Annotated in this window: 14 protein-coding genes and 1 pseudogene; 11 read left to right on the top strand and 4 right to left on the bottom strand. The window is 72.7% G+C overall.

Features of this window, described 5'->3' with window-relative positions; all coding sequences use genetic code 11:
* Window positions 1–224 precede the first annotated feature (224 nt).
* From CK485_RS25050 to CK485_RS25040, 3 genes and pseudogenes are all read left to right on the top strand, one after another.
* A complete protein-coding gene (locus CK485_RS25050) occupies window positions 225–1,670 on the top strand; it encodes an MFS transporter (protein WP_109454087.1) in 1,446 nt (481 codons plus the stop codon).
* 51 nt (window positions 1,671–1,721) lie between these two features.
* Window positions 1,722–2,843, top strand: a complete 1,122-nt coding sequence (locus CK485_RS25045) for an epoxide hydrolase family protein (RefSeq protein WP_109454086.1) — start codon at window positions 1,722–1,724, stop codon at window positions 2,841–2,843.
* 177 nt (window positions 2,844–3,020) lie between these two features.
* Window positions 3,021–3,194, top strand: a pseudogene (locus tag CK485_RS25040) (short-chain dehydrogenase); the annotation flags it as partial.
* A 33-nt stretch (window positions 3,195–3,227) separates the two neighbouring features.
* Here the strand turns inward: CK485_RS25040 and CK485_RS25035 are convergent.
* The 3 genes from CK485_RS25035 to CK485_RS25025 form a co-directional block, all read right to left on the bottom strand.
* Window positions 3,228–5,615 (bottom strand): excinuclease ABC subunit UvrA, encoded by a 2,388-nt coding sequence (locus CK485_RS25035; protein ID WP_241968613.1) that lies wholly within the window; start codon window positions 5,613–5,615, stop codon window positions 3,228–3,230.
* A gap of 175 nt (window positions 5,616–5,790) precedes the next feature.
* Entirely contained in the window at window positions 5,791–6,207 is a 417-nt protein-coding gene (locus CK485_RS25030; protein ID WP_109454085.1) for a VOC family protein, read from the bottom strand.
* Window positions 6,208–6,217: 10 nt separating this feature from the next.
* Window positions 6,218–6,637: a helix-turn-helix transcriptional regulator gene (locus CK485_RS25025; RefSeq protein WP_109454084.1), complete on the bottom strand. Its 420-nt coding sequence runs from the start codon at window positions 6,635–6,637 to the stop codon at window positions 6,218–6,220.
* Window positions 6,638–6,706: 69 nt separating this feature from the next.
* Here CK485_RS25025 and CK485_RS25020 point away from each other — a divergent pair, with 69 nt between their 5' ends.
* The 8 genes from CK485_RS25020 to CK485_RS24985 all read left to right on the top strand — a co-directional run bounded on the left by CK485_RS25020 (window position 6,707) and on the right by CK485_RS24985 (window position 14,755).
* Window positions 6,707–7,219 (top strand): DinB family protein, encoded by a 513-nt coding sequence (locus CK485_RS25020; protein WP_109454083.1) that lies wholly within the window; start codon window positions 6,707–6,709, stop codon window positions 7,217–7,219.
* Between the two features lie 213 nt (window positions 7,220–7,432).
* Complete coding sequence (locus CK485_RS25015) at window positions 7,433–9,652, top strand: NADP-dependent isocitrate dehydrogenase (RefSeq protein WP_109454082.1); 2,220 nt, start codon at window positions 7,433–7,435, stop codon at window positions 9,650–9,652.
* Window positions 9,653–9,777: 125 nt separating this feature from the next.
* Complete coding sequence (locus CK485_RS25010) at window positions 9,778–10,158, top strand: RNA-binding S4 domain-containing protein (RefSeq protein ID WP_109454081.1); 381 nt, start codon at window positions 9,778–9,780, stop codon at window positions 10,156–10,158.
* A 93-nt stretch (window positions 10,159–10,251) separates the two neighbouring features.
* Window positions 10,252–11,808 carry an MFS transporter gene (locus CK485_RS25005; protein WP_241968572.1) on the top strand — a complete coding sequence of 519 codons (1,557 nt, stop codon included), beginning with the start codon at window positions 10,252–10,254 and terminating at the stop codon, window positions 11,806–11,808.
* A gap of 51 nt (window positions 11,809–11,859) precedes the next feature.
* Complete coding sequence (locus tag CK485_RS25000) at window positions 11,860–12,063, top strand: DUF1918 domain-containing protein (protein WP_109454417.1); 204 nt, start codon at window positions 11,860–11,862, stop codon at window positions 12,061–12,063.
* A 192-nt stretch (window positions 12,064–12,255) separates the two neighbouring features.
* Window positions 12,256–12,699 carry a DUF6314 family protein gene (locus CK485_RS24995; RefSeq protein WP_109454080.1) on the top strand — a complete coding sequence of 148 codons (444 nt, stop codon included), beginning with the start codon at window positions 12,256–12,258 and terminating at the stop codon, window positions 12,697–12,699.
* Window positions 12,700–12,812: 113 nt separating this feature from the next.
* On the top strand, window positions 12,813–13,691 hold the full coding sequence (locus CK485_RS24990) for a 3-hydroxybutyryl-CoA dehydrogenase (RefSeq protein WP_109454079.1): 879 nt from the start codon (window positions 12,813–12,815) through the stop codon (window positions 13,689–13,691).
* Window positions 13,692–13,858: 167 nt separating this feature from the next.
* On the top strand, window positions 13,859–14,755 hold the full coding sequence (locus CK485_RS24985; RefSeq protein WP_109454078.1) for a glycoside hydrolase family 16 protein: 897 nt from the start codon (window positions 13,859–13,861) through the stop codon (window positions 14,753–14,755).
* Here the strand turns inward: CK485_RS24985 and CK485_RS24980 are convergent.
* Complete coding sequence (locus CK485_RS24980; protein ID WP_109454077.1) at window positions 14,733–16,097, bottom strand: PP2C family protein-serine/threonine phosphatase; 1,365 nt, start codon at window positions 16,095–16,097, stop codon at window positions 14,733–14,735. The two genes, CK485_RS24985 and CK485_RS24980, sit on opposite strands and share 23 nt — an antisense overlap.
* Window positions 16,098–16,120 lie beyond the last annotated feature (23 nt).

Here is a 16,120-nt window from a genome sequence, read left to right as displayed (position 1 = left end):
CCGGCCCCCTGGTTCGCGGCCGGACTCGGAGGTTCAGCCGCGGGGTGGTCGTCAAGGAAGTCCCGGAGCTGCTCCACGGTCTCGAGCGCGTCCTCTCCCTTGACCGGCCTCAAGGTGTTGGCCAGGTCGACGGCCGTCTGCACCGCCGAGGGGCTGTAATACGCATCCCGCATTTGACGTATCTCCTCACTGCTCCTTAGTGTCACACCCAAAGGAGCTTTTACATGTCACAACATACTCGGCAGAGGACGACGCCGCGGACGATCCCGTCCGCAGGGGCCCCGACACCGGAGCGAACCGACGCCCCGGACGGGCGTCGGCTGGGGCTGACCTTGGGAATGCTGGTGCTGCCGATGTACGTGGCGCTGGGAGCGCCGTCGGTGGCCCTGCCGGCCATCGGGCGCGCACTCGCGGTGCCGTTCGGGGCCACCGCGTGGATTCTCGCCGCGTGGTCGCTGACCTCCGCGCTCGCGATGCCGGTCGCGGGTCGGCTGCTGGCCCGCTGGAGTCCCTTGCAGGTCCTCGTCGCCGGGGTCGTGGCGCTCGCCGCGGGCTCCGCGCTCGCCGGAGCCGGGCCGACCCTGTCCGTCGTGATCGTCGGCCGACTGATCGGCGGCGCCGGGGCGGGCGCGACCGTGATCGCCGTCTTCGCCGCGGCCACCGCCCTTCCCGGGCGGCACCGGATCCGCGCCCTGGGAATCATCGCGGCGGCCAGCGCGACGGCGTCGGGGTGCGGGACGCTGTTGGGCGGGGCGGTGACCGCATGGCTCGGGTGGCGTGCCGTGCTCGCGATCCCGGTCCTCGCGCTGCCCCTCCTGCTGGCCGCGTTGCCGAGCAGGCGCGCGCTGACGCGCAGCGGTAGCGGCGAGCGAAACGGCTCGGCCGGGCGACTCGATGTCGTCGGCGCGGCCGTGCTGTCGGTACTCGCCGGCTCGTTGATCACGTTGTTGCAGGCGCACTCGGTCGGCCTGCCCGCTCCGGTCACGCTCGTCGTGGCTGCCGCGGGGGTGCTCGCCGCCGTGGGGGTGTGGTGGCGCGTGCGAAGCACGCCCGAGGGGTTCGTGCCTCGGCGGGTGATCGCCGCCCGCGGCTTCCTGGCGGCCGGGCTCATCGGCGGGACCGTCTTCGCCGGCTACTACGGGGTGCTGTTCCGCGCCTCGTCCCTGATCGAGCAGGCCACGGGCGGTGGCCCCCTGGAAGCCGGCGTGATCCTGGTCCCGGCCGCCGCCTGCTCGGTGCTGGCCGGGCGGCTGGCCGGCACCTTGACCGGCCGGTTCACCGGCTGGCAGGTGTCGGCCGGGCTTGCGGCAGTCACCGTCGTCGGCGTGCTCGCGGTCGCGGTCTTCAACGGGCCGATCCCCGTCGTCGTCGGCACGGCGTTGACCGTGTGCGGGTTCGCCGGCGCCCAAGCCGTACTGGTGGGCCTCGCGCCGGACCTGGTCGCCGCGGACGACCGCGACACCGCGCAGGGCCTGCTCAACTTCATGAACGCCCTGGGTGGCGGGATCGGTCCGGCCACGGTCGCGGGTCTGTCCGGCATCGTGCGGGTGCCGGTGGCCCTCGCCGTACTCGCGGCACTCCCCCTGGCCGGACTCGTCGTCAGCCTGACCGCGCGCCCTGCCGCCGACCATCGCCCCGAACCCGACGCCACGCGTGGGATCCCGCGATGACGGTCCACCCACACCGATCCGATAACGCCTCGACCAGTAAGGAGTCTTGCCATGTCCGCCGAGCCGTTCGAGGTCAGCGTCACCGATGCCGAGATCGCAGACCTGCGTGAACGATTGCGACGGACACGCTGGCCGGAGCGCGAACCGGTGGGCGACTGGTCGCAGGGTGTGCCGCTGGCGTATGCGCAAGAGCTTTGCCGCAGCTGGGCCGAGGACTACGACTTCGGGTTCGCCGAGCGGCTGAACGTGTTCCCGCAGTACCGCGACACGATCGACGGGCTGGGCATCCACTTCCTGCACGTCCGCTCGCCGGAGCCGGACGCGTTCCCGCTCGTGCTCACGCACGGGTGGCCGGGTTCGGTGCTCGAGTTCCTGGAGGTCCTCGGCCCGCTCACCGACCCGCGCGCGCACGGCGGCGACCCGGCGGACGCGTTCCACGTGGTCGCGCCGTCATTGCCCGGGTACGGCTGGAGTGACAAGCCGTCGACGACCGGGTGGGGCGTCACTCGCACCGCGCGCGCCTGGGACACGTTGATGGTCTCGCTGGGTTACGAACGGTACGGCGCGCAGGGCGGTGACTGGGGTTCGGCGGTGTCCGCGGTGCTGGGCGAGGTGGCACCCGAGCGGGTCGCCGGCGTGCACCTGAACCTGGGATCCGTGGCAGCGGGCACGTTCGACGACCCGACGCCCGCGGAACTGGCGAACCTCGAGGCCGAGAAGGAGATGCAGCGCACCGGCCGCGGGTACTCGGCGATCCAGGCGACCCGGCCGCAGACGCTCGGCTACGGCCTCACCGACTCCCCGGCGGGACAGGCCGCATGGATCGCCGAGAAGTTCTGGGCGTGGACGGACAACGACGGCCATCCCGAGGACGCGTTGTCACGGCAGACGATCCTCGACGAGATCTCGGTCTATTGGTTCACCGCGTCGGCCACGTCGTCGGCACGACTGTACTGGGAGAGCTTCGCCGGCTTCCGGGACAAGGTGACCGCGCCATCCGGACTGTCGGTCTACCCACGCGACATCACCCGCCCGTCGAGGCGGGAGGCCGAGCTGCGGTTCACCGACCTGCGCTGGTTCGAGGAGCTTCCGCATGGTGGCCACTTCGCCGCGCTGGAGCAGCCGGATTCACTGGTCCAGCAGGTACGCGGGTTCTTCCGCCTGTTCCGCTGACTGCCCGTACCACCCCTGGCAAGCCCGAGCCCGAGGGGATGGTCCTGTCCGTCCCTCCGGTTACCGACACATCACGTTGTGGGTCGGCGCAATGGGCGAACGTCGTCCGCCTCGACGGCGGCTGCGCGGAGCTGCTGGTTTTCGACCTCCGAGACGTGGACGACGCGGGCGAACGTTCCCCGGATGCGGATCAACGCGGTCGAGCCCGGCTTCACCAAGACCGACCTGAACGGGAACACCGGCACGCAGACGGTCGAGGAGGGCGCCGGGATCATCGTGCGCATGGCCCGGATCGGCCAGGACGGGCCCACCGGGGACTACTTCGACGCCTCGGGACGGCTTCCCTGGTGAACTTCCTTACGAGTCAGCGAACTTGACGATGCTTCAGGCTTCCACGTACGCCGCCAAGTGCTCACCGGTCAGCGTGGAGCGGTCGGCGACCAGGTCGGCGGGCGTGCCCTCGAAGACTATCCGGCCGCCGTCGTGGCCCGCGCCGGGGCCGAGGTCGATGATCCAGTCGGCGTGGGCCATGACGGCCTGGTGGTGCTCGACGACGACGACCGACTTGCCGGAGTCCACGAGCCGGTCGAGCAGGCCGAGCAGCTGCTGGACGTCGGCCAGGTGCAGGCCGCTGGTCGGCTCGTCGAGGACGTAGACGCCGCCGTCGTCCGCCATCTGCGTGGCCAGCCTCAGCCGCTGCCGCTCACCGCCGGACAGGGTGGTGAGCGGCTGGCCGAGGGTGAGGTAGCCCAGGCCGACGTCCACGAGCCGTTCCAGGATCCGGTGGGCGGCCGGGACGCGCGCCTCGCCCTCGGCGAAGAACCGCTCCGCCCCGGCGACCGGCATCGCCAGCACCTCGCTGATGTCCCGCCCGCCGAGTTCGTATTCGAGGACCTGCGCCTGGAACCGCTTGCCCTCGCAGTCCTCGCACGGGGCGGCGACGCCGGCCATCATCCCCAGGTCGGTGTAGATCACGCCGACGCCGTTGCACGTGGGACAGGCACCTTCGGAGTTGGCGCTGAACAGCGCGGGCTTGACGCCGTTGGCCTTGGCGAACGCCTTGCGGACCGGTTCGAGCAGCCCGGTGTACGTCGCCGGGTTGCTGCGCCGCGATCCCTTGATGGGCGTCTGGTCGATCGCCACCACGTCCGCGCCGGGCGGCAGCGAGCCGTGCACGAGGGAGCTCTTGCCCGAGCCCGCGACGCCGGTGACGACGCACAGCACGCCGAGGGGGATGTCCACGTCGACGTCGCGGAGGTTGTTGGCGTCGGCGCCGCGGATCTCCAGGACGCCCGTGGGCTCGCGCACCGTCTTCTTGAGGGCGGCGCGGTCGTCGAGGTGGCGGCCGGTGACGGTGTCGCTGCGGCGCAGGCCTTCGACGGTGCCCTCGAAGCAGACGGTGCCGCCGGCCGTTCCCGCGCCGGGGCCCAGGTCCACCACGTGGTCCGCGATCGCGACGACCTCGGGCTTGTGCTCCACGACCAGCACGGTGTTGCCCTTGTCCCGCAACCGCAGCAGCAGGTCGTTCATGCGCTGGATGTCGTGCGGGTGCAGGCCGATGGTGGGCTCGTCGAAGACGTAGGTGGTGTCGGTGAGCGACGAGCCGAGGTGGCGGATCATCTTGACGCGCTGCGCCTCGCCGCCCGACAGCGTGCCCGACGGGCGCTCCAGCGACAGGTAGCCGAGGCCGATCTCGGTGAACGAGTCCAGCGTGGCGACCAGCGCGGTCAGCAGCGGCGCGACCGAGGGCTCGTCGAGGCCGCGGACCCACTCCGCCAGGTCGCTGATCTGCAGGGCGCAGGCGTCCGCGATGCTCATCCCGGCGATCTTCGAGGAGCGGGCGGCCTCGCTGAGCCGGGTGCCCTCGCACTCGGGGCACACGGTGAAGGTGACGGCGCGCTCCACGAACGCCCTGATGTGCGGTTGCATCGCCTCCTTGTCCTTCGACAGCATCGACTTGCGGACCCGCAGCACCAGACCCTCGTAGGTCATGTTGATGCCCTCGATCTTCATCCGCTCCGGCTCGCGGTACAGGAAGTCGTGCAGTTCCCTCTTGGTGTACTTGCGGATCGGCTTGTCCGGGTCGACGAGGCCGGAGGAGGCGTAGAGCCGGTAGTTCCAGCCGCCCGCGGTGTAGCCGGGGATGGTGAGTGCTCCCTCGGACAGCGATTTGGAGGCGTCGTAGAGCTGGGTGAGGTCGATGTCGGTGACCGAGCCGCGGCCCTCGCAGCGCGGGCACATGCCGCCGGTGCGCTCGAACGTCGCCTTGACCGCCTTGCGGTTGCCGCGTTCGACGGTGATCGCGCCGCTGGCCCGGACCGAGGGGACGTTGAAGGCGTAGGCGTTGGGCGAGCCGATGTGCGGCTTGCCCAGGCGGCTGAAGAGGATGCGCAGCATGGTGTTGGCGTCGGTGGCGGTGCCGACGGTGGAGCGCGGGTCGGCGCCCAGCCGCTGCTGGTCGACGGTGATGGCGGTGGTCAGGCCTTCGAGCACGTCGACCTCGGGCCGCGCCGTCGTGGGCATGAAGCCCTGCACGAAGGCGCTGTAGGTCTCGTTGATCAGGCGCTGCGACTCGGCGGCGATGGTGCCGAAGACCAGGGAGCTCTTGCCCGATCCCGAGACACCGGTGAAGACCGTCAGACGGCGCTTGGGGATCTCGACGTGGACGTCCTTGAGGTTGTTCACGCGCGCGCCGTGCACGCGGATCACCTCGTGGCTGTCGGCGGCGTGCGGCGCGGGGGGTGTGGTCTGCCGCGTCCTGGCCATGTTCATCGTCTCCATCTGCGTCTGCGTCTACGCCTGCGTCTACGTCGTCCGCGCGCGCCGTCCGCCGGGCGGGCTGGGTGGGTGCGCGGGCCCGGTCTCGGTGCGTGCGTCAGGGCCCGGCCCGTGCGTCCGTCGGTACGGTACGGGCCGGGCCTGTGCCCGTGGAGGTGTGCGGGGTGCCCTACTGCTTGCGGGGCTGGTTGAAGCGGAGCATGTTGCCCGCCGGGTCACGGAAGGCGCAGTCGCGCACGCCGTAGTGCTGGTCCATGGGTTCCTGGAGCACCTCGGCGCCGGAGGCACGCAGGCGCTCGAAGGTGGCGTCGACGTCGTCGGTGGTGAAGATGACGGCCCGCAGCATGCCCTTGGCCAGCAGTTCCGCCATCGCCTGCTTGTCGGCGGGCGAGGCGTTGGGGTTGGCGAGCGGCGGTTCGAGGACGATCTCCACGTCGGGCTGCTCGGGCGAGCCGACGGTCACCCAGCGCATCCCCTCGTACGCGACGTCGTTGCGGACCTCGAGGCCGAGGACGTCGCGGTAGAAGGCGAGCGCCTTGTCGTGGTCGTCGACGGCGATGAAACAGGTCGAGAGCTTGATGGTCATGGCTTCGACGCTACGAGGCCGCGGCGGATTCCGCTTCTTTGATCCTGACCGGCCGGGTGAGGATCTTGGCGACGCACGCCGGGATCGCCGCGGCGGCCTCGTGACCGCGGGCCCGGTAGGCGCTGGGGCTGACGCCGACCAGTTCGCTGAAGCGTGTGCTGAACGACCCCAGCGAGGTGCACCCGACCGCGAAGCAGACCTCGGTGACGCTCAGGTCGCCGCGCCGCAGCAGCGCCTTCGCCCGCTCGACACGGCGGGTCATCAGGTAGCTGTACGGCGTCTCGCCGAAGGCCGCGCGGAAGCTGCGGGAGAAGTGCCCCGGCGACATGAGGGCGACGCGTGCCAGCGCCGGGACGTCCAGCGGCCGCGCGTAGTCGCGGTCCATCGTGTCCCGGGCTCTGCGCAGCCGTACCAGGTCGTCCAGGTCCATGCCCCCAGCATCGCACGGGCGCGCGGGCGGACCGGGGCGGTTGTCACACCCCGCTGGCACGATGAGGGCATGACGATCAACGAACGGACGATGCCGCCGCTCGACGGTGACGAGCGGACCAACCTCGCCGCCTGGCTGGACTTCTACCGCGAGACGCTGGCGATGAAGTGCGAGGGGCTCACGGACGCGCAGGCCCGCACCGCCTCCGTTGAGCCCTCGGCGCTGACGCTCCAGGGCCTCGTGCAGCACCTGTCGGAGGTCGAGCGCAACTGGTTCCGGCGAATACTCGCCGGGGAGGACGCGCCGCCCATCTACGGCCCGTCCGCCGGGGCAGGGAACCACGACGGGGGCTTCGAGCTGAGCGACGAGGTCTCCTTCGCCGCCGCCCGCGCGACGTGGCGCGACGAGATCGCCCGGGCGCGCGCCAACTGCGCGCAGCGGTCGTTGGACGACACCTCGGCGTTCGGCCCCGGGCAGGTGAGCCTGCGGTGGATCTACACGCACATGATCGCCGAGTACGCCCGCCACAACGGCCACGCCGACCTCCTGCGCGAGCGGATCGACGGCAGCACGGGGGTGTGAGGCCGGCGCGGGCGTGCGAGCGGCCGGGCCTGCGCGGGGTCGTACGCGGGCGGGCGGGCGGCCGGACGTGGGCGTGCGGCCCTGCGCGGTCGGTCTTGCGGGCGGCAGGCGCGTCCGCGGGCGGGCGGCCGGGGCAGGGCCCTTTCGGGATGGGGGCGCCCAGGAGATATCTTGATGTCGAGCAATGTTGCAGACGTGGAGAGCGGAGCACCGGTGACTGACTCGACCATCATCTATACGCACACCGACGAGGCCCCGGCCTTGGCGACGTACTCGTTCCTGCCTGTGATCCAGGCGTACGCCTCCACGGCCGGAGTCGATGTCGAGACCCGCGACATCTCGCTGGCCGGGCGCATCATCGCGAGCTTCCCCGAGTACCTCGAAGAGGGCCAGCGCATCGGCGACGCCCTCGCCGAGCTGGGCAAGCTGGCGCAGACACCCGAGGCCAACATCATCAAGCTGCCGAACATCTCGGCCTCCATCCCGCAGCTGAAGGCCGCCGTCGCGGAGCTGCAGCAGCAGGGCTACGCGCTGCCGGACTACCCGGACGAGCCGAAGACCGACGAGGAGCGCGAGGTGCGCGCCCGCTACGACAAGGTCAAGGGCAGCGCCGTCAACCCGGTCCTGCGCGAGGGCAACTCCGACCGCCGCGCGCCCGCCTCGGTGAAGAACTACGCCAAGGCGCACCCGCACCGCATGGGCGCCTGGACCGCTGAGTCGAAGACCAACGTGGCGCACATGACCGCCGACGACTTCCGCTCCACCGAGAAGTCGGCGATCGTCGAGCGCGCCGGTTCGCTGCGCATCGAGCTGCACGGCGACGACGGCTCCACCACCGTGCTGCGCGAGTCGGTACCGGTGCTCGACGGCGAGATCGTCGACGCCTCCGTGATGCGGGTCGCGGCGCTGCGCGAGTTCCTCGCCGCGCAGGTGGCCCGGGCCAAGGCCGAGGGCGTGCTGTTCTCGGTGCACCTGAAGGCGACGATGATGAAGGTCTCCGACCCGATCATCTTCGGCCACGTGGTGCGTGCATTCTTCCCGAAGACGTTCGCGAAGTACGGCGAGGTCTTCGCCGCCGCGGGCCTGACCCCCAACGACGGTCTGGGCGGCATCCTCAAGGGCGTCGAGGCGCTGCCCGAGGGCGCCGAGATCAAGGCGTCGTTCGAGGCGGAACTGGCCGAGGGCCCGGAACTGGCCATGGTCGACTCCGACCGCGGCATCACCAACCTGCACGTGCCCAGCGACGTCATCGTGGACGCCTCGATGCCGGCCATGATCCGCACCTCCGGCCACATGTGGGGCCCCGACGGCCAGGAGCACGACACCCTCGCGGTGATCCCGGACAGCTCCTACGCGGGCATCTACCAGGTCGTCATCGACGACTGCCGGGCCAACGGCGCGTACGACCCGGCGACCATGGGCTCGGTCCCGAACGTCGGTCTGATGGCGCAGAAGGCCGAGGAGTACGGCAGCCACGACAAGACCTTCGAGATCCCGGTCACCGGCACCGTCCGCGTGGTCGACGAGTCCGGCACCGCCGTGCTGGAGCAGACGGTCTCGGCGGGCGACATCTTCCGCATGTGCCAGACCAAGGACCTGCCGGTCCGCGACTGGGTCAAGCTCGCCGTCACCCGTGCCCGCGCCACCGGCGACCCGGCCGTCTTCTGGCTGGACGAGGACCGCGCCCACGACGCCAGCCTGATCGCCAAGGTCCGGCAGTACCTGCCGGAGCACGACACCGAGGGCCTGCGGATCGAGATCCTCTCCCCGGAGAAGGCGATCGCGCTGTCCCTGGAGCGCATCCGCCGCGGTGAGAACACCATCTCGGTCACCGGCAACGTGCTGCGCGACTACCTGACCGACCTGTTCCCGATCCTGGAGCTGGGCACCAGCGCCAAGATGCTGTCGGTCGTGCCGCTGATGAACGGCGGCGGCCTGTTCGAGACCGGCGCGGGCGGTTCAGCCCCCAAGCACGTGCAGCAGCTGGTCAAGGAGAACTACCTGCGCTGGGACAGCCTGGGCGAGTTCCTGGCGCTGGCCGTCAGCTTCGAGCACCTGGCGAAGACCACCGGCAACGCCCGCGCCCAGATCCTGGCCGACACCCTGGACCGGGCCACCGGCACCTTCCTCAACGAGAACAAGTCGCCCAGCCGCAGGCTCGGCGGCATCGACAACCGCGGCAGCCACTTCTACCTCGCCCTGTACTGGGCGCAGGAGCTGGCCGGGCAGACCGAGGACGCCGCGCTCGCCGAGGCGTTCGGCGCTCTGGCCGGAACGCTGGCCGAGCAGGAGAAGGCCATCGTCGACGAGCTGATCGCGGTGCAGGGCAAGCCCGCCGAGCTCGGCGGCTACTACCAGCCCGACCCGCAGAAGGCGGCGGCGGTCATGCGCCCGTCGGCCACCTTCAACCAGGCTCTGGCCACCCTCGCCTGATCCGGCCCACCGCACGGCCCGAAGGGACCGCTCCGCGACGGGCGGTCCCTTCGGCGTGTTCGGGGCTTCGGCGGATCGCGCCGTCGCCTTCGGAGTTGTCGGTGCCCCGCCGTAGAGTCGCAGGTATGGCAGATCACGAGGGGCCGGTGCGCGTCGACAGCTGGATCTGGTCCGTTCGGCTGACCAAGACGCGTTCGGCGGCCGCCGCCGCGTGCCGGGCCGGGCACGTACGCGTCAACGGCGAGCGGGCCAAGCCCGCGCAGCCGGTGCGGCCCGGCGACGAGGTGCGCCTGCGGTACGCGGGCCGGGAGCGGGTCGTCGTGGTCGCCAAGGTCATCACCAAGCGGGTCGGCGCGCCGGTGGCGGCCGAGTGCTACGTGGACAACAGCCCGCCGCCGCCCCGGCCGGAGCAGGTCGCCGTGGTGGCGGTGCGCGACCGCGGGGCAGGCCGCCCCACCAAGCGCGACCGCCGCGAACTGGAGCGGCTGCGCGGCCCGGTCCGCTGACCCCGGGTGGGACTGCCCTGACGTGGCGTGGGCCCGCCGGGCGTGGCGTGATGCGGCCGTGCGCCGGTCCGTCCGCTGCGCCACGCTGGAGGGGTGAGCCGGACGGCGACGGACGACGGGGCGCGGGCCGGAGGGCTGCGGCTGGCTTCCCCTGCCGGGCGCGGGGTGCTGGCCTGCGCCGTGCTGGGCTCCGGCATGGTGATGCTGGACGGCACGGTGGTCAACGTGGCGCTGCCGCGCATCGGCGCCGACTTCGACGTGCCGCTGTCCGCGTTGCAGTGGACGATCAACGCCTACATGCTGCCGCTCGCCGGGCTGATCCTGCTCGGCGGCGGCCTCGGTGACCGCTACGGGCGGCGCCGGGTCTTCCTGGTGGGGGCGGTGTGGTTCGCGGCGGCCTCGATGCTGTGCGGGCTGGCCCCGGGCGACGCGGCGCTGATCGGGGCGCGTGCGTTGCAGGGGGTGGGCGGCGCCCTGCTCACGCCCGGGTCGCTGGCGCTGGTGCAGGGCTCCTTTCGTCCCGACGACCGGGCCAAGGCGGTCGGCCTGTGGTCGGGACTCGGCGGGGTGGCCACCTCGGTCGGCCCGTTCCTGGGCGGCTGGCTGGTGGACGGCCCCGGCTGGCGGTGGATCTTCTTCCTCAACGTGCCGCTGGCGCTGGGTGTGCTGGCGCTGGCGCTGCGGTGGGTGCCGGAGAGCCGGGACTGGCAGGCGTCCGGGCGGTTCGACGTGACCGGTGCCGCGCTCGCCGCGCTCGCGCTGGCCGGGATCACCTACGCGCTGATCGACGCGCCGGGCGGGGCCGGCCCCACGGTGGTCGCCGCGGGCTGCGCCGGGGTCCTGCTGGGCGTGGCGTTCGTCGTACGGGAAGGGCGCGTGGCGCATCCGATGCTGCCGCTCGCCGTCTTCCGCTCGAAGGTGTTCGCCTCCGTCAACGTGGTGACGCTGTGCCTGTACGCGGCGATCGGCGGGGTCTTCTTCCTGCTGCCGACCCAGTTGCAGAACGGCCTGGGCTACGACGCGCTGGGCGCGGGGCTGGCGAGTCTGCCGGTGACCGTCTTGATGATGGCCCTGTCGGGTCCGGCCGGGGGGCTGGCCCAGCGGATCGGGCCGCGGCCGCTGCTGACCGCGGGGCCACTGGTGGCCGCCGCCGGGCTGGCCCTGCTGCGCCGGGTCCATCCCGGCGGCTCGTACTGGCTCGACGTGCTGCCCGCCGTGGTGGTGCTGGGCCTGGGCATGAGTGCGTTCGTCGCACCGCTCACCGCGACGGTGCTGGCGTCGGTGGAGGTCCGGCACGCGGGGATCGCCAGCGGGGTCAACAACGCTGCCGCGCGCGTCGCCCAGCTGCTCGCGGTCGCCTCGCTGCCGCTGGCGGTCGGCCTGTCCGGCGCCGCGTACCGCGCGCCGGCGTCGGTGGACCGCGCCTTCGGTGCGGCGGTGCTGGTCTGCGCGGGGTTGATGGTGCTGGGCGCGCTGATCTCCTGGTACGCCGTGCCGTCCGACGTCCTCGGAGGCGCGGGCCCGGCACCGGAGGCGCCGGCGGCCGAGCCGCGCTGCTGCGTGCACTGCGCGCCCACGACGCCCCCGCTGGAGCCGGGCCCCGACCGGACCCGGGACGCGGGCGGGGACATACCGGGCGGGCCCGCCTAGACTGCTGTAGTGCGGGCCGGACACGTCCCCTCCTGGCGGGAGGTCATCGACATGAACGCGCACGAAGGCGACAGGCTGCTGATGCACGGCAGGATCGTCGGCCAGCACGACCGGGTCGGCGAGATCGTCGAGGTGCTGGGCACCGAGGGCGAGCCGCCGTACCGGGTGAGGTTCGAGGACGGGCACGAGTGCGTGATGTCCCCGGGCCCCGACTCGGTGGTGCGGCCGGGCGACGCGCCCACCGCGGCGGGCTGACCGCCCGCCCCGCGTTCCTCCTGGGCACCTCCGCACCCCCGGCGAAAGTACGACCAGCACACCGCCGTTGGGCCTCCCCCGATAGCATCGGGCCGGGAGGCGGACGCGGTGGACACCCATGACGAGACCACGCGACCCGGATCCGCACCGTCGTCGCGCGGGCGGACGGCGGCGCGTGAGCACGGCTGCCCTGTGCCGGACGCCCTGGCGTACCTCGCCGGGGCCTGGCACGTCGAGCGCGTGGTGCGCGATCTGGCCGGTGGCGCCGAGGGCCGGTTCACCGGGCGCGCGGACTTCACCGCGGAGCCGCCGCACGGTGCGCTGCGCCACGTCGAACAGGGGGCTTTCACCTGGGGCGGGGTGACCAGGCCCGCGAGCCGTGAGCACCGCTTCGAGCCGGCCGGCGACGGCACCGCGCTGGTGCGTTTCCCCGACGGCCGACCCTTCCACCCCCTGGATCTGCGCACCGGGACCTGCGTGGTGGGGCACCCGTGTGCCGCCGACCACTACCGGGGCGAGTTCACGGTGCTCGGTGAGGACCGCTGGCGCGTGGTGTGGCGGGTGTCGGGACCCGTGAAGGACCTGCTGCTCACCACCGTCCACAGCCGTATCGGGGCCGCTTCGGAGCCGGTGTAGGGTCGCCCGGGTGGGTTACCGGTCCCTGCGACCACCCGCCGGCATGCCACCCCGCGACCCGGGGCGGCGCGAGCTTGGACACGACCGAGGGCAAGAAAGAGGCCAGGCGACAGATGAGCGAAGAGTCGGGAGCGGGCGACATCCGCTTCGTCGGAGTGGTGGGCTGCGGACAGATGGGGGCGGGCATCGCCGAGGTGTGCGCCCGCTCGGGGCTCGACGTACGGGTGGCGGAGACCACCGGCGAGGCACTGGAACTGGGCCGCACCCGCCTGACCAACTCGCTGAGCCGGGCCGCCGAGCGCGGCAAGATCAGCGAGGCGGAGCGCGACGCGACGCTGGACCGGCTGACCTTCACCACCGACCTGGGCGAGTTCGCCGACCGCGACCTGGTCGTCGAGGCCGTCGTGGAGAACGAGCAGGTCAAGACCGAGATCTTCCAGGTGCTCGACCAGGTGGTGGCCCGGCAGGACGCCATCCTCGCCTCGAACACCTCCTCCATCCCGCTGGTGAAGCTCGCGGTCGCCACCTCGCGCCCCGACCACGTGCTGGGCATCCACTTCTTCAACCCGGCCCCGGTGCAGAAGCTGGTGGAGCTGATCCCGGCCCTCACCACCTCCGACCAGACCCTGCTGCGCGCCGAGAAGCTGGTCGGCGACGTGCTGGGCAAGCACGCCATCCGCGCCCAGGACCGCTCCGGCTTCGTGGTGAACGCGCTGCTGGTGCCGTACCTGCTCTCCGCGATCCGGATGTTCGAGGCGGGCAGCGCCACCCGCGAGGACATCGACAACGGCATGGAGATGGGCTGCGCCCACCCGATGGGCCCGCTCAAGCTGTCCGACCTGATCGGCCTCGACACCGTCGCCGCGATCGCGGACTCGATGTACTACGAGTACAAGGAGCCGCTGTACGCCGCTCCCCCGCTGCTCCAGCGCATGGTCGACGCGGGCCGCCTGGGCCGCAAGACCGGCCACGGCTTCTACGACTACGCCTGAGCCCTTCGCGCGAACGGGCCGCCGCCCTCCCACACCGGAGGCGGCGGCCCGTTCGCGTGTCGGCCCGCCGTTCGCGGGCGGCCCGAGCATGTGAAGTGCCGCGTTCCCGTGTGCCGGAGGGGCCCCGTCGGTCACGCTGGTGTGATCCGAGGGAACGGAGGCGTGCGGTGCGAAGGCTCATCGTGGTCGTCCTGTCGACGGCCGGACTCCTGCTGGGCGGCTGCGCACCGGCGGGTACGGCCGCCCAGCCGCCTCCGGCCCCCGCGTCCGCGACGACCGGGTCCGGCGCGGCGGCTGCGTCCGGCTCGTCCCACTTCCATCTGCTGTTCGAGGACGACTTCGACACCCCCGTGCCGAAAGGCGACTTCGCCGACTGCGCGCACGACGTGGACACCCCGCGCGCCTACTGCGCCGACCTGCCAGCCTCCGTACGGGCCGACTGGTGGGCGTACCCCGAGGGGTGGCCGGACACCGCGAGCGAGAACGGCTACCGGGTGCACGGCACGTACGACCCCGGCAGCGACCTGTGGATCTCGCCGGTCGGTGGTGACGGCCAACTCCACATCAGGCTCTGGCGGTCGGCGGCGGGCGGCGTCGTGCACTCGGCGGCCCTGGTGCCCAGGAAGTTGATGGACCGCACGTACGGCAAGTTCGAGGAGCGCTTCCGCGTCTCGAAGGCGGCGCCCGGCTACAAGGGCGCGCACATGCTGTGGCCGCAGGACGACAACGCCTGCCCCAACTGCGAGGACGACTTCGCCGAGGGGAACTGGGACGGCGGTATCTGGGGTTACGCGCACCACCAGGGCATGGCGGGCGGCGCGCAGGACCAGTACGAGACCGGCGCCAAGTGGACCTCCTGGCACACCACCGACATCGTCTGGACCCCGGGCAGCGTGGAGTTCCTGCTCGACGGGAAGGTCGTCGGGCACTCCACCGAGGGCGTGCCCGACCAGCCGATGTCGTGGATCATCCAGAACGAGTCCGCGCTCAACGGGCCGTCGGCGGCCCCGGGTTCGTGGGCGCAGCTCGACATCACCTACGTCAAGGGCTGGTCGTACAGCTGAGTTCGGCGGCGCCTTGCGCAGGGCGGGGCCCGGGGCGCCCGTCGGCGCGGGCGGGGTCCCTGCGCAACGCCAGCAGCGCGACGTCGTCGGTGGGGCGCCCGCCCGCGTGCCGCAGCAGCGCCTCGCGCACGGCCGCGACGAGCAGTTCGGGGACGAGCGAGCCGTCACCGGTGATCGCGTGCCCGGCGGCGCGCTCCAGCGCGGCGGGCAGCGGGAAGAACTCCCCGGCCGCGTCACGGGCGTCCTGTGCGCCGTCGGTGTGCAGGAACAGCGCCTCCCCGGGCCGCAACTTGCCGTGATGGGGGCGCGGGCGCTGGGCTCCGGGGTCGAGCACGCCCAGTGGTGCCATGGGCCGGGCGCCCGACAGCGGCACGACGCGCACCGGCTTGCCCGGCGTCGCCCGCACCCGGTGCGGCCAGGGGTGGCCGCAGCTGAGGGCGGTCAGGGTGCCGTCGCGGCGCACCTGGAGCAGCAGTACGGTGGCGAACTCCTCGCCCACCGCGGCCTGTCCGCCGCTCGGGCGCCCGGCGGCGGGGTGTTCCGCCTGGGCGCGCTCGCGCAGGTGGCGGGCCATCGAGCGCTCCAGTCGCCGCATCACGCCGTCGAGCCCGGGCTCCTCGTGCGCCGCCTCCCGGAACCCCGCCAGCAGCGCCGCGACCGTGGCGAGCGCGGGCAGCCCGTGTCCGCGCACGTCGCCGAGGACGACCCGGACGCCGTACGGCGTGGCGAGCACGTCGTACAGATCGCCGCCGACCTGCGCGCCGACCTGCGCCGGCAGGTACGCGCCGGCCACCCCGAAGCCGCCGACCCGGTGCGGCAGCGGGCGCACCAGCGTCTGCTGGGCCGCGACGGCGACCTCCCGGACCCGTTCCAGTTCGTCGGCGAGCCGGGTGCGCCGGCCGCAGACCAGGCAGCCGGCCGCCATGACCGTCAGCACCGCGAGCGCGGTGCCCGCCCGCGTCACCAGCGCGGCGGTGTCGTGACCGCCGCCCCCCGCCGCGCCCAGCCCGGAGAAGGGCAGCAGCCCGAGCAACGCGCAGGCCCCGCCCAGCAGCACGCACCGGCGCCGTCCGCTGCCCGCGCAGGCCACCGCCGGGGTCGCGCCGAGCAGCGGGACGAGGCGGTGACCGCCCGGCACGACGGCCTCCAGGGCGACGACGGCTCCGGTCCACAAGGCGGGCAGCACGAGGACCAGCGCCCGGCCCAGGCCCGCCCGGCCGCCGGTCAGAGCCCGCGCCAGGGCCGTCTTCCCGAGCGACGCTCGGCCCGCGCCGTCCGCGCCGCCTTGCGCACCGCCGCGTGCGCCGTCGCGCGCGGCGGTCGCTGTGCTGGTCCGGGTCATCCGACGGCTCCCCCTCATGGCCG

Source organism: Streptomyces sp. ICBB 8177, assembly GCF_003144095.1.
In the GTDB taxonomy this organism is placed as follows: Bacteria; Actinomycetota; Actinomycetes; order Streptomycetales; family Streptomycetaceae; genus Streptantibioticus_D.
The sequence above is the reverse complement of the archived record's forward strand: the minus strand, read 5'-3'. Positions and strand labels throughout refer to the sequence as shown.